13 protein-coding genes are annotated in these 16,952 nt (G+C 64.0%); 4 read left to right on the forward strand and 9 right to left on the reverse strand.

What is annotated here, in order from left to right:
* Positions 1–127 precede the first annotated feature (127 nt).
* A complete protein-coding gene (locus tag ACT01B_RS14515; RefSeq protein ID WP_445143946.1) occupies positions 128–1,426 on the reverse strand; it encodes an MFS transporter in 1,299 nt (432 codons plus the stop codon).
* A 228-nt stretch (positions 1,427–1,654) separates the two neighbouring features.
* On the opposite strand from ACT01B_RS14515, the gene ACT01B_RS14520 reads away from it, so the two are divergent.
* Complete coding sequence (locus tag ACT01B_RS14520) at positions 1,655–3,364, forward strand: sensor domain-containing diguanylate cyclase (protein WP_445143947.1); 1,710 nt, start codon at positions 1,655–1,657, stop codon at positions 3,362–3,364.
* Between the two features lie 23 nt (positions 3,365–3,387).
* Here the strand turns inward: ACT01B_RS14520 and ACT01B_RS14525 are convergent, their stop codons facing one another.
* The 5 genes from ACT01B_RS14525 to ACT01B_RS14545 all read right to left on the reverse strand — a co-directional run bounded on the left by ACT01B_RS14525 (position 3,388) and on the right by ACT01B_RS14545 (position 10,682).
* Positions 3,388–4,416, reverse strand: coding sequence for an alpha/beta hydrolase (locus ACT01B_RS14525; RefSeq protein ID WP_445143948.1), 1,029 nt, complete (start codon positions 4,414–4,416; stop codon positions 3,388–3,390).
* Between the two features lie 5 nt (positions 4,417–4,421).
* Entirely contained in the window at positions 4,422–7,427 is a 3,006-nt protein-coding gene (locus ACT01B_RS14530) for a glycoside hydrolase domain-containing protein (protein ID WP_445143949.1), read from the reverse strand.
* A gap of 135 nt (positions 7,428–7,562) precedes the next feature.
* The gene (locus ACT01B_RS14535; protein ID WP_445143950.1) at positions 7,563–8,549 is read right to left on the reverse strand and encodes a multidrug resistance efflux transporter family protein; all 987 of its coding nucleotides are present in this window, start codon (positions 8,547–8,549) and stop codon (positions 7,563–7,565) included.
* Positions 8,550–8,631: 82 nt separating this feature from the next.
* Positions 8,632–9,999 carry an ATP-binding protein gene (locus ACT01B_RS14540; protein WP_445143951.1) on the reverse strand — a complete coding sequence of 456 codons (1,368 nt, stop codon included), beginning with the start codon at positions 9,997–9,999 and terminating at the stop codon, positions 8,632–8,634.
* Positions 9,996–10,682: a response regulator gene (locus tag ACT01B_RS14545; RefSeq protein WP_445143952.1), complete on the reverse strand. Its 687-nt coding sequence runs from the start codon at positions 10,680–10,682 to the stop codon at positions 9,996–9,998. The genes ACT01B_RS14540 and ACT01B_RS14545 overlap by 4 nt, the downstream gene beginning before the upstream one ends.
* Before the next feature lie 152 nt (positions 10,683–10,834).
* Here ACT01B_RS14545 and ACT01B_RS14550 point away from each other — a divergent pair, with 152 nt between their 5' ends.
* A complete protein-coding gene (locus ACT01B_RS14550) occupies positions 10,835–11,323 on the forward strand; it encodes a Spy/CpxP family protein refolding chaperone (RefSeq protein WP_445143953.1) in 489 nt (162 codons plus the stop codon).
* Between the two features lie 90 nt (positions 11,324–11,413).
* On the opposite strand, the gene ACT01B_RS14555 is transcribed toward ACT01B_RS14550, so the two are convergent.
* On the reverse strand, positions 11,414–12,529 hold the full coding sequence (locus ACT01B_RS14555) for an aldo/keto reductase (protein ID WP_445143954.1): 1,116 nt from the start codon (positions 12,527–12,529) through the stop codon (positions 11,414–11,416).
* 101 nt (positions 12,530–12,630) lie between these two features.
* Between ACT01B_RS14555 and ACT01B_RS14560 the strand changes: the two genes are divergently transcribed.
* Positions 12,631–13,548: a LysR family transcriptional regulator gene (locus ACT01B_RS14560; protein ID WP_445143955.1), complete on the forward strand. Its 918-nt coding sequence runs from the start codon at positions 12,631–12,633 to the stop codon at positions 13,546–13,548.
* A gap of 40 nt (positions 13,549–13,588) precedes the next feature.
* On the opposite strand, the gene ACT01B_RS14565 is transcribed toward ACT01B_RS14560, so the two are convergent.
* A complete protein-coding gene (locus tag ACT01B_RS14565) occupies positions 13,589–13,744 on the reverse strand; it encodes a hypothetical protein (RefSeq protein WP_445143956.1) in 156 nt (51 codons plus the stop codon).
* Positions 13,745–13,890: 146 nt separating this feature from the next.
* Entirely contained in the window at positions 13,891–15,258 is a 1,368-nt protein-coding gene (locus ACT01B_RS14570; protein ID WP_445143957.1) for a formimidoylglutamate deiminase, read from the reverse strand.
* An 82-nt stretch (positions 15,259–15,340) separates the two neighbouring features.
* Here ACT01B_RS14570 and ACT01B_RS14575 point away from each other — a divergent pair, with 82 nt between their 5' ends.
* Complete coding sequence (locus tag ACT01B_RS14575; protein ID WP_445143958.1) at positions 15,341–16,915, forward strand: GNAT family N-acetyltransferase; 1,575 nt, start codon at positions 15,341–15,343, stop codon at positions 16,913–16,915.
* The last annotated feature ends 37 nt before the right edge of the window (positions 16,916–16,952 follow it).

Genomic DNA, 16,952 nt, shown 5'->3' on the forward strand with positions numbered 1-16,952 from the left:
TGTGCGCGAAAGGCCTACGTAGCCGTAAACCCGTGATCGCGCACAGGGTGCGCTCCTACGCAAGCGGCGTGTTCCATGGCGCGCATGGAACACGCGGCTTGCGTCGACGTCGCCCCATGCCAAACCTTCATTGCGGAATGGGCGGCTCCGTGCCGGTTGACGGCGGACCGGGCAGCGGTGCCAGGTAATACAGCCGCCAGGCAATCAACAAGCCGGCAAGCACGAGGGCGACCACGAACAGCGCCACCCCGTTCCAGCCATGGGAGGCGTAGAACAGGCCACCACTCGCGCCGGCCAGGCTGGATCCCATGTAGTACGAAAACAGATACATCGACGAGGCCTGGGCCTTGGCGCTGCCGGCGCGCCGTCCCACCCAGCTGCTGGCAATGGAATGGCCGCCGAAGAAACCGAACGTCACCGCCGCGATACCCGCCACGATGAGGATCAACGGCCGTGTCATGGTCAGGCCCACGCCCAACAGCATTAATGCAAACGCCGTCCACAGCACCTTGCGTCGCCCCAGTCGTCCGGCCAGATGGCCCATCCATGCCGAGCTGAAGGTGCCGATGAGGTAAACACTGAAAATCGTACCCACCACGGCCTGACTCAGCCCATAGGGTGGCGCCAGCAAGCGGTAGCCAATGTAGTTGTAGATGGTGACGAAGGCGCCCAGCAGCAGGAAACCCTCGGCAAACAGCCAGGGTAATCCGGCGTCGCGGAAAGCCAGCCTGAAGCGCCCAAACAACGCACCCAGGTGCAGCGGCTGCCGCACGTGATGACGCGATGGTGGCAGACTGAACCAGAACACCAGGCCGGCGATCAGACCGATGGTGCCCACGGTAGCCACGCCAATGCGCCAACTGAAAAAATCGGCCATCACACCGGCGACCAGACGCCCGCCCATGCCACCGATGGCGTTGCCACTGATGTACAGGCCCATGCCCAGGCCGATCGACTCCGGATGCATCTCTTCGCTGAGATAAGTCATCGCCACCGCGGGCAGGCCGCTCAGGGTCAAGCCGAGCAGCGTCCGCAAAATCAGCAGCATGTGCCAGTCCGGCACCAAGGCGGTCAACAGCACCAGTACTGCGGACGACAGCAGTGACGCCACCATCACCGATTTGCGCCCCCAGGCATCGGACACGCCGCCGGCAAACAGCATGGCAAATGCCAATACACCCGTCGTGAGCGACAACGAGAGCGACGCCGTGGCGGCACTCACGCCGTAGTCCTTGCTGAACTCCGGCATCAGGGGCTGGGTGCAGTACAGCAGCCCGAACGTCGCCAGGCCGGCGGCGAACAAGGCCAGGTTGGTCTGCCGGAAGATCGGCGTGCCGTGGCGAATGAACGGTGCCGACTCAAGCTCCTGCGTCGCCGGCCGATGTCCTGAGTGAGACACCGTTTCCACTTCGCCCTGACTTGCCATGCTGCAACCGCCTTGCCCAGGTCTTCAGACGGCAAGCATAGAACTTGCCGTGTCGGTGATCGAGGGTCGCTCAAACGTCTGTTCGGCTTGCATTTTCTTACGCGTCAAATTTTTCACCGGTAGCCTCCAAGCGGCCCGGGTAACGTGATACATAGTGCACTACGAGCTGCCAGCCGATCGGCTGCACTCGGGGTACCGGCAACGGGGGGCCGGACAATGGGGGGATTTATGTATCGCGGACCCATCGTGGTTTTCGTTGCATGCCTGTTCGCCGCACTCTATGTGCTGGTGGCGCATGCGGCGCCAACGACGGAGCCCAAGACTGCACTGCGGATATCGGCATTGCCAGCCACCACGCGCGGCGTCGAGCCCGCGCAAGTCGTGCATGGCACGATGGACGCCTTGTTCGCTCCAACCCACTCGCCCTACACCCCCAATGCCGTCGAAACCCAACGCTGGTATCGACTGGACACGAACGCGGACTGGCAAGGCACCACCTCGCCGGTACTGAGTTTTGCGGGCGCCACCTATATACGTATTACGGTTTACGCGCCACCCGATTACCAGCCGCACGAACTGTGGTTTGCGCAGATCGAGGATAACCCGCGCTTCTCGCGTCATCGCCTGGCGCTGGAGCTGCCGCATGACCTGCATGCAGGGCAACCGATCTACGTGCAGATCGCCGCTGACAACTTCACGCGGCAGATCAAACCGTCGCTTACGGACCTGGCCGACTACCAGTCCCAGGATCTCAACCACGTTCGCCTGACCACGATGTTTGCCAGCGTGCAGGTCACCATGATCCTGGCCGCGCTGTGCCTGTGGATGGTCCTGCGTGACCGCGTGCTGGTGTATTTCATCGGCTACACCACATTCCAGCTGATGTACCAGATGCTCATCAGTGGCGAAATCTACGAACTGCCCGGCGGCGGGCTGTGGGTGCCGCTGGGTACGCATGCACCCTGGTTGTTCGCGGCACTGAGTACGCCGCTGCTGGTGTCGTTCATCCTGGAATTCTGCGAACTGCGGCAGATCACCCCGGTCGCTGCCAGAATATTGGGCTGGATGCGCTGGCCGTTCCTGCTCGCCGCGCTCCTGCTGTGCCTGCCGTTTGCCGAACGCACACATTTGTTAGCCAGCGCGTTCAATGTGTGGTTCATGCTCACCGAGCTGTGGACCCTGAGCTCGGTCGTGCTCGCCGTGTCGCGTCACGGCCGCCAGGCGCGGTTCTTCCTCATCGCCTGGATGCCCCAGCTGATGTTTACCTTGCTGCGGCTGAGCCAGATCCTGCTCAACCTGGATCAGCCGCGATGGCTGGAATACGGCTACCCGTTCACCATGGCGTTCGCCAGCATTGTCGTCACCATCGGCTTGGCGGACGCCTCGCTGCGCGCGCGGCGAGAGCGTGACATGGCGCATCACCTCGCCGACCACGATGCACTCACTGGCGTACTCAATCGCCGTGCCCTGGTCAGGCGCCTCAATGCCGCTATTACCGAGGCGCGCCTGCAGAAGGAACCGTTAGCCTTGCTGTTCCTGGACATGGACCATTTCAAATCCGTCAACGACCGTTACGGGCACGCGGTGGGCGATGCCTGCCTGCGCGCCGTGGTCGTGACCATCGCAGAAGAGCTCCGCCCGGCGGACTGGCTAGGTCGCTACGGCGGTGAAGAATTCATCGTCGGCTTACCCGGTGCCACCCACGAGAATGCCATGGCCATTGGCGAACGTATCCGCAAAAGCATCGAGGCACTGCACGTCCATTCCCGCGGCTGCACGCTGCAGACGACGGTGAGCCTCGGTGCGGCCAGTCTTGGCGGCCCCACCGATACCGCCGACGAACTGCTGGCGCGCGCCGATGTGGCGCTATACCGCGCCAAGAGCGCCGGCCGCAATTGCATCGTCGCGCACTCCCCGCTTGCCGCCACGGGTAGCTGACCCACGCGGTCTAGCCGGCGCGATCAAGGCTGGCCGGTGCCATAAGCCCACTGCAGGAATACCGGCAGCACGCGCTTCCAGGTGGCCTGGTTGTGTTCGCCGTCAGGCAGAACATAGAAGGCAACGCCGGCACGATGCGATGGGTGATGGGCGTAGTACATGTCAACCGTATAACCCAGATCGCGCAACCCGCGAACATGCGAACCATCGGGCGCGCGATAGCCGCCGATTAGATCCTGTACATCCTCGACCGCATCGATGATGCCATTGCCATTGCGGTCATCGGTCTCCTCGCGTGCGCCCACCGAGAACCAGAAGCGCAGCTCCTTATGCGGCGTCGCGTCGTTCACCATGGCTTGCGCCAGACGCGACGATTCGATCGCCTGCGCACTGCTGCGATCGGCCGCCAGCCAGAACGATGGCGAGAACGCCGCGACACGTCCGAACACGTCGGGATATTGCCAGCCGAGGTTGAACGCATTGAGGCCACCCAGCGACCAGCCCAGCGCCGTGCGCCCCTGGCGTGTTGCCTGCGTGCGGTAATGCGCATCGACATAGGCCACCAGCTGGGTCGCCACCCAATCGGAATACGCGTAGGCGTGTCGACCGATCGGCCCGATCCGCGAGTCGCCGACCAGGCTTCGCTTCGCCTGCCGATCGGACAGGCCATAGCCGGACGCACGGTCTGCGAGCATGTCGACGGCAACCACGATAACGGGCCGCATGGCGTGCTCGGCATAGAGCCGGTTCAACGTCTCCTGCAAACCGACCGCCGCCATGTCCTGGCCGTCGTTCGCATAGAGCACGGGGTAGTGGATGCTGGCCGACGAGGTCGCGTCATACCCCGGCGGCAGATAAACGGCCACCTTGATCGTCTCCGGCGCGAAAGCCGGTGCATCCAATGCCAGTCGTATGACGGGCGGCGCAGCGATCGCGGCAGCAGGTGCCGCGCTGGCGACGCCTGCGCTCGCACCCGTTGCCCAGAACAGTACGAGCCAGCCCAGCCACCCGCGCGAACGCGCATACCCCAGGCGTTTACATTGCGTGTGCATGAACATCATTCGACCACCAGCAACCAGCCCTTGCCGGGCTCGACCGCAATCGCCTCACCCGGCTTGAATGTGGCCGCAGACTGGAAGCCGTTGACGGCTGGCGCCACTAGCGTGACCTTGCTTGCCGAAAGACCCAGCGCGTGCCAATCGATGGTGAGCTTGACCTCGGTTTTTTCGGGCGCCCACGAAGCCAGCGCGATCAGCGTTCTTTTGCCCTTGCGCACATAGCTGGTCGCCAGCACATCGTCGCGACCGGTTTTCACCGGCGTGTCATGCACCCACCAGCCGACCATGTCGGCCTGGCTGATGCCGAAGTCATCCCACAGCTTCCACAGGCCACGTGGATCACTGCCCGGCGACCAACCCAGCCGGTTGGTCATGCCGAACAGCATGCCCCGCCATAGATTGCCGTCGTTCTGCAGCATCTCGCCCATCACGCCATACGGAATACCCGAGATTTCGGTGAGCCAATACGCCGGCGAGGTCTTCTCGTAATCGAACTCTTCGCCAAACCACAGGCGGTCGATATAGGGGAACAGCTCCATATAGAGCAGCGCACTGTTGATATAGCCATCGCGCGGGTTGTACTGGCTGGCCGAATGGAGATCGATCAGCGGGTGCGGTCGGCGCGCCTCCAACACCTTGCGCACGCGCTTCATGGTGGTGCGGTCGTAGGCCACGTCATCGAGGTACAGGCCGTCGATACCCATGTTGCGGGCAAGCCAGTCAAGCCCTTCGATGTAGTAGTTGTGCCAGCGACTTTGACCCGCGTTGATCACCGCCGCGTCGCGATTCTCCGGCACGTGCCAGGCGGCGATGTAGTCGCCGTCCAGATGCTCCTGCAGCCAGGAGAAACCACCGCCCTTGCCGGCGCTGATAACCTCATGGCCGAGGCTCTTCAGCACGGGCAGTTCGGGCGCGCGATCGGAGAGCTCGCGCACCGTGTAGTAGATCTTCACGCGCATGTCGCGCTGGTGAGCCGCATCGATATACGCGCGCATCGCGTCGGGCTCGAGGAACGGATAATTGATCCAGGGATTGATCGGCGTGGCGTGATGGATATTGACCACGTTAGCGCCGTCGGCCTTGATCGCATCAAGGTCGCCGTACTTGTGGAAGAAGCGTTCACTGAAGTGCTCGGACGGATTGATCGTCTTGAACGGCGTCACGCGCATGACGACGTCGTAGCGCAGCGTTTCGCCCGCCTGCATGGTGCGCGGACCACTGAACGCCTCGGCCAGGTAGTCCGTGCGCTCGTTGCGCAAACGGATACCGCCTTGCCCGCGGTTGTCCCACGACACCGGCATGCGCAACGGCTGCTGGTGATAGAAGTTGGTATTGAGCGGGCGCAGGTAGTGCTCGTCGCGCAAATGGAACGCCAGGCCGGCATTCACCGTACCGATCCAGGCGCCATCCTGGTTGTTTTGCACGTTCCACTTCCAGTCGAGCTCAGTGGGCGCATGATCGCCTTGTCGACCGAGGCCAAACTGATACTGCGCCACGTCGCGATTCAGCGGAATGTCCAACCGAATGTCCTGCAGCGTGGTCGTCTGCTTGGCGGTCAGTGCGATCGCATAGACCAGGGTGCCATCCGCTTCGAGGCTGGCATTTACTTCGCCCTGCAACGGCCCTGCCGTCGTGCTTAATTGCCAATGCACCTTGCCGGGGCCGTCACGCTGCACCTTTGGTATGCCTGATGCATCCATCGCGTGTTCGCCGGTGGCGTCCTGTACGACCAAGCGCATCGGGGCCGCCAGCAGCGGCTTCGGCTGCTTGGCGAAACCGGTCATGCGTTCATCGAAGTGGCTGGTGATCTGCGCGGGCAATCCGCTCGGCGCGAGCGTCACATCGCGTCCGAGGATGCCCAACGTGGGGCCGTTGACGGTTATCGCCGTGAACGGCTTAACCAGTGAGTCGTCCTGGGCCAAGGTGGAATTGAGCCAGCGCAGGCGGGTGAGCTTGAACGGATCGTCGTCGCCGTGCGCAACAGCCAACCCGTCGCCCACCGTGATCACCAACGGCAGCTTTTGCGGCGGCAAGCCATCAGCCGTAATGGTCACCTCACCACGATAGACGCCAGGCTTGGCGGACTCCGGTATGTCCAGGCCGATCCACAACGGCTGCACGCGCCCCTGCGCCACATCGACGCGCAAGGTGAACGGCTTGCCGGTGAAGTCGATACCGCCGAGGTTGAAGCAGGTGAAAGCGCCGGCGGGAATACGGCCGCCATCGACGCCGCTCAGGTCGCTGAACTCGACGCGGACGTTGTCCACGTGGTCGCGCGGCGCCCAGGCACCGATCTGGAAGCTCAGGTACTCACCGCGCAGCGCGCTGTCGCTGAAGCTGCCGCCCGGGCCACGCTGCGCCCAGCTTTCAGGAAGCGTGTCGAACATGCGCACCGGATTGGCGCGTGTTTCGGGGAAAAACAGCAAGGCCTCGTTCGAATGCGCGCTCAGGAGTGCCTTCAGCTGCTCAGGCGTGGCTGCCCGCTCCATCGTCGTATAGGCATCGAAGTCGTCCACCGCTTCGTAGCGCAGCACATGAGCCTGTGGCAGCGAGCGCCATGCCTGCGCGCTGGCGCCAAGCTTGCGCGACCAGGCCGCGTCGGCGTCCTGCTTCGACGGGGCATAGGTCACCGTGGGATAGTTGCTGCGGCCGCTGCTCACATAGGGCTGGTAGTAGATCGCATAAATGCCGGCTTGCGCAGCCTGGAATACCAACTCGCCGCTGGCGCGATTGATCGTTCCGCGCAACACGTTGCTGAGTGACTTGCCGTCCGGATCAACGACGATCACCGCGACCTGGTCGGGGTGCGCATCGCGACGTCGCCACGGAATCACCACGTGCACGGCATTGGCCGGCCCATCCACCTGCACCAGATAGCGGTGATTGCCGAGCGTCGATGCGGCCCAACGCAGCGATGGCGGCATGTCCGGCGCTGTTGCATTGGCCCAGGACGCTGCACACAGCAATACGCCCGCCACGATCCACGCACTTCGCCGATTGCCCATCACTACCCCAGAGTCCGGAACAAAACCGGCAGCGTGCCCATCACAGGACGACACGCATGCCACGAGCGTGCGACTGCCGGAAGCTAGGGTGTTTAACCCGCGCCCGCCAATCGACGCAAGTTCCGAAGGTCCGGGTCAGGCACCGCGATCACTGCGAAGCGTGCGCACCGCCTCATCGTGGCCTGCCGCCGAGCGTCCGCTGACCCAGCCAAACAAGGCAATGCCCACCACGATCATCAGCGCGCCGGCAGCGGAAAAGCCTTTCGGCCACGCCTCGCCGAGAAAACTGGCGCCAATCACCGTCGCGAACAACAGCTCTGCCGCCTGCATGGCCTCCACCGCCGCAAGCGATGTCGGCTCGCTGCGCACCATGTCGGTGGCGCGGAAAAACAGCACGGTGGCGATCACGCCGGAAGACAACGCCACGCCACCGGCCAACAACACCTCGCGCAGGTTGGGCGGCCCGATCGTGAACCAGGCTACCAACGCCAACAGCCACCACAGTGGCCAACTGCACAGCGTCATGCCAAACACCCGTTGCGTCGCACCAATTCGCGTGCCGCTCTGCTCCAGATGCAACAACAACATGCGATTGCCCAGCGGATAAGCGAACGCGGAAAACACCACGGCAGCGATCGCCAACCAGTCGCTCGGCTGCAATCGCCCTTGCGCGTGTCCCCATTGCAGGGCGAACACACCCGCCACGATCAGCACGCCGATGGCGACGCTGCGCCAGGCCAGGCGTCGCCGTTCGTCGCGATAGATGAAAGGCGCAAGCAGCGGGCCGGCCAGCACCGTGGTCTGGAAGCTGCCCGCCACCAGCCATGAAGGTCCGCTATTCGCGGCCCAGGTCAGCGGCAGACCGAACAGCACGAAGCCGACCGCGCTCCACAGCAACCACGTGCGCGGAGATTCTTTCAGCTCCGCCGGCAGCCTGCCCAGGCCACCCTGCCAAGGCAGCACCAGCGCGAGCATGGGCAACGTGATGAGATAACGCAGGATGACCGCCCACGCCCAATGGCCACCGCCCGCCACCAGGCTGCGGTTGAGTACATAGGTCATGGTGAAGAACAGCGCCGCGCATAGCGCCAGACCCACTGCGGCTAGAGCGTTCGAGCGCATCGGCAACCCACGGCAAAGGAGCCGAGTTTGGCAAATGTCGTAGCGTTTTCGTAGGCCCGGAAGGGATGGCGCTGTTACGGCGTCAGGCCAGGCCGGTTGGAGTCAGCGGCAAGTCCAACTGTACGATCAGGCCACCGCCATCGGCATTGCTGGCGCGGATCTCACCGCCATGCGCCCGCACCACCCGCTGGACAATGGCCAGCCCGAGGCCATGGCCGCCTGCACGCACGGCGTTGCTGCCTCGAAACAGCGGACGAAATAGCGATGCAAGTTCGGCCGGCGGCACGCCAGGGCCGTGGTCACGAATGGACAGTTCGACGCGGTCCTTGCCGGCCTGCAGGGACAATTCAACGCGGCCACCGACCGGACTGAACTTGATCGCATTCGCGAGCAGATTGTCGAATGCGCGTTCCAGCAACAGCTCGCTGCCGGACACCGTCACCGCCTCGGCAGGGCCGAGCGCCAGGGTGATGTCGCGCGCCTGCGCCTCCAGCTCGGCCCGTCGCACGCACTCGCTCACCAGCCCGACCAGCTCGACCGGCTCACGGTTCACTCCCGGAATGCCACCTTCGAGTCGTGAGAGCGCGAGCATTTCGCCGGTCATGTTGTCCAGTCGAGTGATTTCCTGTTCGGCCTGGTGAAAATAACCAGCCGCTTCGCTGGCATCCGAACTGCGCCGAGCCAGGTCGAGGATCAGATGCAACCGAGCCAACGGCGAGCGCAATTCGTGTGACAGATCCTGCAGCACACTGCGGTCGTGGGCCACCAACGCTTCGATGCGTTCGGCCATGGCATCGAAATCGCGCGCCAGCTGTGCGAGCTCGTCGTGAGCGTGCCCTCGATCGTCACCCACGCGCGCCGACAGCTCACCCGACGCCATGCGTCGCGTCGCCTGCCGGATGGCCTCGACCGGTCGCGCCACATTGCGTGCCACCCACCACCCGACCAAACCGATGAAGATCATCGACAGCACGCCCTGGATGGCCAGGAAAATCGTCTGCCGCGTCTGCTGTCGCAAACGCGTATGCACGCGACTCAACGCTACCAATTGACGCGTCTTGCCGTCTGCTCCGGTGATCTGCTGCACGGCGAGGTAGAGATTTGGCCACGGCTGCAGCACCACATCGCGCTTGGCGTCAAGCCAGGTTTGCAGCGACCCTTGCACGGATGACGGCAACCGAATCGGCACCAGCGCCTGCCCTTGTTCGAACAGCGTCGCCTCGATGCCTTCGCGGCGCTGTTGCGCCACCCACTCGGCCAGTGCGGCCGTACCACCGGCTTCATAGGCTTGGTCAGCACTTTGCCCGAGATTGGCCCAATTGATTTCCACCGCGGTGGTGTATGCGATGAAGCGCGTGGTGAGGAATCCGCCCACGCCCAGCGCCAACAGATTGGCTGCGCAGAAGCTGATCAGCAGGCGCCAGTACAGTGAACTCTTGAACGGACTCACGCAGCCCCCGCGATCAGGCTGTAACCCGCGCCGCGCACCGACTCGATGCGCGGCGATTGCGCCGATGCTTCGGTCAATTTGTGACGCAAGCGACTCACGTGCACGTCGATGCTGCGATCGAATCGCTCCAGTTCCCGCCCCAGCGCCATGCGCGTCAAGGTGGACTTGTCCACCAGCTCACCGGTGCGCTGCGCCAGCGCGAGCAGCAGCTGGAATTCGGCGCCGGTCAGTGACAGCTCTTGTTCCTCGACATAGGCGCGCCGCTCGCTAGGCTCCAGTCGCAACGTGCCAACCTGCAGCGTCCCCGCCGCGACCGGCGTATTGCGCCGCAGCTGGGCACGCACGCGGGCCAGCAGCTCGCGCGGCAGGCAGGGCTTGGTCAGGTAGTCGTCCGCGCCCAATTCCAGCCCGATCACCCGATCTACCGGCTCGCCCCGCGCGGACAGCATGATGACCGGCAAGCGGTGTTTCAGGCGCAGCTCGCGCAAGGTCTCCAGGCCGTCGCGACCCGGCATCATCACGTCGAGGATCAGCAGGTCGGGCCGCGTGGACTGGTTGTGCAGCTGGGCCAGTCCGGACTCGCTGTCATGGGCGACGTCCACCACGAAACCCTCGCGCTGCAGGTACTCGGCCAGCAGTTCACACAGGGCTCGATCGTCGTCGACTATAAGGATTCTTGGCATGGCGTTCCGTAGCTCCGGGGCCATTCAAGCGGCGCCATCGCGCGAACTCTATCGGCTTTACCCTTCTTTACCTTTCGGCAAAGAACATACACATAGCGCTGTCGTCAAATGGACACCAGCAAGTCCACCTCCACGACCCAAGGTAACTCCCCATGCGCAAGAACATTACTGTCGCCCTGGTGCTGGCATCGGCCATGGCCCTCGCCCCGTTCGCTATCGCCGCCGCGCAGGATGGCGGTTTTCATGGCGGCCACGGCCATCACGGCGGCTTTGAGGCTTACAGCAAGCTCAACCTGAGCGACGCCCAGAAGGCCAGCATCAAGCAGATCATGCAGACCGCGTTTGCCCAGAACAAGCCGCAGCGCCAGGCTCTGCAGCAACAGCGTGAGGCCTTTGAGGCGATGGCGCCGAACGCGACTGGCTACCAGGCCGCCGCTGCCAGCCTCGCCCAGGCTGAAGGCGCTGCGATGCAGGCCCGCGTGCAGCAGCGCGCTGCGGTCCGCGCCCAGATCTATTCCATCCTGACGCCGGCACAGCAGAGCCAGCTGGCCTCGATCAAGGCCGCCAAGCAGGCCCAGCGTCAGCAGTGGCAGCAGTTCAAGGCCCAGCACCCGGTGTCCGGCTCCAGCTCCGCCCAGTAATTCGGACGACGTCATAACAAGCACGCGGCGTCCCCTCGCGCCGGCGACAACCACGGCGCCAGCCTGCATGCTGGCGCCGTTTTTCGTTGCTCAGTCCGCCTTGAAGCCGGCCTGCGCCTGGGCCGGCACATATACCGGCGGTGCATAGCCGGCCGGCTTGCTGCCCACCGCAACGCCGCCATGCAGGCGCGACTGCTGCACGTCGCCAAAGAACCAGTAAGGGAAGGTCGGCTCCAGCACGCTGGCGGCGTCCAGGCGGGCACGCCATTCGGCCGGGATCTCGAAGGACAAGGCCGCGAGGTTGTCGTCGAGCTGGGCCAGCTTGGTCGCGCCGATGATGACCGACGCCACGCCGGGCTGCGTCGCCACCCAGTTGAGCGCCACTTGGGCCATGGGTCTGCCGACGGCCGACGCCACCTCCTCGAGCGCCGTGACGATGCGCCAGTTGCGTTCGGTAAACCGATCAAAACCAGGCGTCCCCGCAATCTTGGCCAGGCGTCCCTCGCCACTAGCGCCGCTCTCGCTGGCCTTGTACTTGCCCGACAGCAGTCCCATGCCCAGCGGACTCCATGCGGTGATGCCCATGCCCAGCTCAGCAGCCATCGGCACGAACTCGTGTTCGATATGCCGCTCGATCAGCGAGTACTCCAGCTGCAGGTTGACTAGTGGCGTCAGCGCATGCGCCTCGGCGAAGCTCTGTGCGCGCGAGGCATACCAGGCCGGCACGTCCGAAAGCCCGGCGTAGCGGATCTTGCCGGCACGCACGAGATCGTCGAGCGTGCGCACTACTTCCTCGGCGGGCGTCAGGCGGTCCCAGGTATGCAGCAGGTAGAGGTCGATATAGTCGGTGCGCAAGCGACGCAGGGAACCCTCCACCGCACGCAGGATGTTCTTGCGACCGTTGCCACCCGCATTCGGGTTGCCCGGCTGTCCGTTGTAGCTGAACTTGGTGGACAGCACGACGCGATCACGCGAGCCCGTCTCGGCGATAAAGCGCCCCAGCAGCTCCTCGCTCGCACCATCGGTGTAGAGATCGGCGGTATCGACAAAGTTGCCGCCCGCCGCCAGGTAACGGTCGAACATGCCGCGGGCGGTGTCCTCCGCGGCGCCCCAGCCCCAGTTGTCACCGAAGGTCATGGTGCCCAGGGCGAGGCGGCTGACGCGCAGGCCGGAGTGGCCCAGGGTGTAGTACGAGTCGAGTGACATGGCGAACTCCAGTTCGATGGATCGGATCGGCCCAGTTTGCGCCTTGCTATTGCGCGGAAAAATCAGCATCTTGTTGATGCTTTATTAAGTATGGCTAATTAATGCGCATCGATGACGCTACCGCCCTGCGTGCTTTTCGGCTGATTGCCCGCCATGGAAGCTTTACCCGTGCCGCGGCCGAGATGGAGGTCACCGCTTCCGCCCTCAGCCAGACCCTGCGCCAACTGGAGACCCATGTCGGTGTGCGCCTGCTGCATCGGACGACGCGCCGGGTCGGGCTGACCGAGGCCGGCCGCGCGTTCCTGGAGCGGATATCCCCTGCCCTCAGCGAAATCGATGCCGCGGTAGAGGCGTTACGCCAGCACGGCGACCGGCCCATCGGTACCCTGCGCATCACCGTGCCGCAGATGGTGCTCCATCACCTGATCACGCCGATGCTGGCGGAGTTCATGCGCGCGTGGCCGGAACTGAAACTCGACATCCATGTTGAGAACCGCTTGACCGATCTGATCACCGAGGGTTTCGACGCCGGCATCCGGCTCGGCGAGCGCCTCGCGCGTGACGTGGTGGCCGTACCGCTGGGCGGTCCGCAACGCGCGGTGGTCGTGGGCTCACCGTCGTATTTCCGGCAACACAGTAAGCCGCTGCTTCCGCGCGACCTGGTCGCGCACGAATGCGTGCGCTTCCGTTTCAACAGCGGTGCGATTTATCGCTGGGAGTTTGCCCACCCCACTGGCCCGTCCAAGGGCCAATGGTTCGAGCTCGACGTGGATGGTCCGCTGACCACCAACGAGCCCGCCATGGCGATACGAGCAGCCATCGACGGGCTGGCGTTGACGCATATGGTGGAGCCGTCCGTGCGTGCAGCGCTTGCTTCCGGCCAATTGGAAACCGTGCTGGACGACTGGCTGCCGCCCTTTGATGGGTTCTACCTGTATTACCCCAGTCGCCTGCAGGTGCCGCCCAAGTTGCGCGTGTTCGTTGAACATCTGCGCAAGTACCTTGCAGGAACGCCATAAGCGGGTGCTTGCGCACCCGCGTTGCCGGCTGTAGCCGATCTTATTCGCGCCAGTGACCGGCTACATACACGTTACCCGGCACCCAGGCGCGCGCCGCGTAGTGCGGCCTTGGCGCCACCACCACGCAACCGGTGAGTGAGAGGCTCGCGCTGAACATGACGGCGAGGCCAAGACTGATCAGCATGAGTCGACGCATGGGTGTTCTCCTTGGTGGGCGCCCTTAGTGAGCGTTAGCCACGGAGAACGCCGGCCTCATGCAGCAGATGACGGCAATGCCGGAACATGATGGCTGCGGTTCATGCATTTCGCGGCGACCATTCAGCCTGACATGAGGCTTAGGATTCAGCGTTGCGCCAACCGCTCCATGGTGGAGCGATAACGCGCAGCGATCCGCTCTTCGTCGCGATGTACGAAATGCCGCACGACCCACTCGCCGCCCACCATGACATCGCGTACGAGCGGCGCGTTCCCCGCGAACAGGAAACTGTCGATAACGGCGTGCTCATCGCGCGCGGCCAACAGCGCGGCGCGATCATCGAGCACCAGGAGATCCGCACGCGCACCCGCCCGCAGCTCGCCAATCGGCAGGCCGGATGCCAAGGCACCGCCGCGCAGTGCGGCGGGCCAAAGCGTTTCGCCCACGCTATCGCCTTGGCGGCGCGCGGCGATATTGCGATGGCACGACGACAGACGTTGGCCGTATTCAAGCCAGCGCAACTCCTCCACCGGCGACACCGAGATGTGCGAATCGGAGCCCACGCCCAGCGTGCCGTGCGCATCAAGATAGTCAGCCAACGGGAACAGGCCATCACCGAGATTAGCCTCGGTGGTCGGACACAAACCCGCCACCGCGCCGCTACGCGCCAGTCGCGAGGTTTCCCCTGCGCTCAGATGCGTGGCGTGCACCAGGGTCCATCGCGCGTCGACGTCGGCGTGGTCGAGCAACCATTCCACCGGGCGGGCGCCGCGCGTGGCGAGGCAGTCCTGCACTTCGCCAAGCTGTTCGGCGATGTGGATATGGATGGGGCAACTTTTCGCGGCATCGCTCGCCAGTACGTTGCGCATCGCGTCCTCTGGCACGGCACGCAGGGAATGCAAGGCTATGCCCACGCGGAGCTTTTCGTTCTCATACTTCTGCAAGGTCTCAAGCAGGCGCAGGTAAGAAGGCAGGTCGTGGCCAAAGCGACGCTGACGCGGCGTCAATGGACGGCCATCGAAACCACCGCTCATATACAACACAGGTAGCAGGGTCAGCGTAATGCCCGCTTCGCGGGCCGCTTCGATCAATGCCAATGACATCGCCTCCGGCTGCGCGTAAGGCGTGCCGTCCGGCTGGTGATGCAGGTAGTGGAATTCGCAAACCTGGGTGTAGCCGCTCTTGAGCATTTCCACATAGAGCTGGGCGGCAATGGCCTTGAGCTCGTCCGGGCCAATGGCGGCGGCAAACGCATACATGGTTTCGCGCCAGGTCCAGAAGCTGTCGTCACTCCTACCCTTGCGCTCGGCCAAGCCCGCCATGGCACGCTGGAATGCATGCGAATGCAGGTTGGGCATACCAGGTAGCACCCAATGCCCTAGCCGCTCGGCCTCGCCCGACGCCGTGCTGGTGAGGTAGCCGCGATCGTCGATCGACATCCTGACATCGCCGGCCCAGCCCTGCGTGGTCCAGACCCGATCTGCGACGTAATTGGTCGGAATGGTGGCGCCCATGTGCCTGCTCCTTGGGGTATCCCGCCGAGTTTAACCGCCCCGCCCGGCCTCGTCGTTCAGCCCGCTGCGGCATAATGCGCCCATGGCCAAGAAGATCCGAGAAGACGCGCCAAAGCTACTGGTACGCCAGGCCAAGCCTGCCGACGTAGCCAGTCTGGTCGAGCTCACCGCACGGGTCTACACGGCCGAGTGGGGGCATTCGGCGGAAATGCTGCGATCCCAGCAGACGCATTTCCCCGAAGGGCAGTTTGTGGTCGAGTACGAAGGGAAGATCGTCGGCTATTGCGCCACCTTCCGTATCGACGAAGCCACCGCGCTCGCGCCGCACACGTGGATGCAGATCACCGGCGGCGGCATGGGCTCGCGCCATAAGGCCGATGGCAACTGGTTGTATGGCATGGAAGTGGTGGTCCATCCCGACTATCGCAATATGCGCATCGGCCAGCGCCTGTACCAGGCGCGCAAGCGTCTTTGCAGCGACCTGAAACTGCGCGGCATCGTATTCGGTGGGCGCATCCCGGGCCTCGCCCGCAACCTGCACCGCTACGGCAGCGCCGATGCCTACGTGCAGGCCGTGGTGGAAGGCAAACGCCGTGACCTCACGCTGAGCTTCCAGCGGAGCAACGACTTCGAGGTGATCGGCCTGCTGCGCGGCTACGTGCCGTCCGATTACGAGTCGCTGGGTTATGCGGCGCATCTGGTCTGGCGCAATCCGGAGCTGCTCAACCAGCCCGATATTCCGTCGATTCCGTCGACCCAGCGTCTGCCCGACCTGGTGCGCGTGGCTTCGGTGCAATACCTGCAGCGGCGCATCCGTTCGTTCGAGGAGTTTGCGACCCAGGTCGAATACTTCACCGATATCGCCGCCGACTACAGCGCGGACTTCGTCACCTTCCCCGAACTGATCACCTTGCAGCTGCTGTCGATCGAGAACGAGGAACTGTCGCCGGTCGAGTCGATTCGCAAGCTCAGCCAGTACACGCCGCAGGTGAAAGAGCTCTTCAGCCACCTCGCAGTGAACTACAACATCAATATCATTGCCGGCTCGCACCCGACCGAGCAGGCCAACGGCGACATCCATAATGTCTGCTACGTATGCCTGCGCGACGGCTCGATCCACGAGCAGGAAAAGATCCACCCGACGCCCAGCGAACGCATCGTGTGGAATATCACCGGCGGCGACAGCGCGGCGACGATCCCGACCGACTGCGGCCCGATCGGCGTGATGATCTGCTACGACTCGGAGTTCCCTGAAGTTGCACGCCACCTGGTCGATCAGGGCGCGCTGATCCTGTTCGTACCGTTCTGCACCGATGTGCGCGAGGGTTACCTGCGCGTGCGCTACTGCTCGCAGGCGCGGGCGATCGAGAACCAGTGCTACGTGGTGCTTTCGGGCAACGTCGGCAACCTGCCGGGGGTGAACAATTTCGACATCCAGTACGGCCAGAGCTGCATCCTGACGCCGAGTGATTTCCCCTTCGCGCGCGATGGCATCGCCGCCGACTCCACGCCCAATATCGAAACCGTGCTCTTCGCTGATCTCCATCTAGGCAGTCTTGCCCGCGCCCGCAACGCCGGCGCCGTGCAGAACCTCAAGGATCGCCGCTTCGATCTTTACGAAACGCGCTGGACGCGCAAGTCCGAGGTGCGCAAGTGAGCGGCGCCGAGGACGGCGCCAGCCCGGGATCGCGGGC

The organism is Dyella sp. Tek66A03, assembly GCF_052567735.1.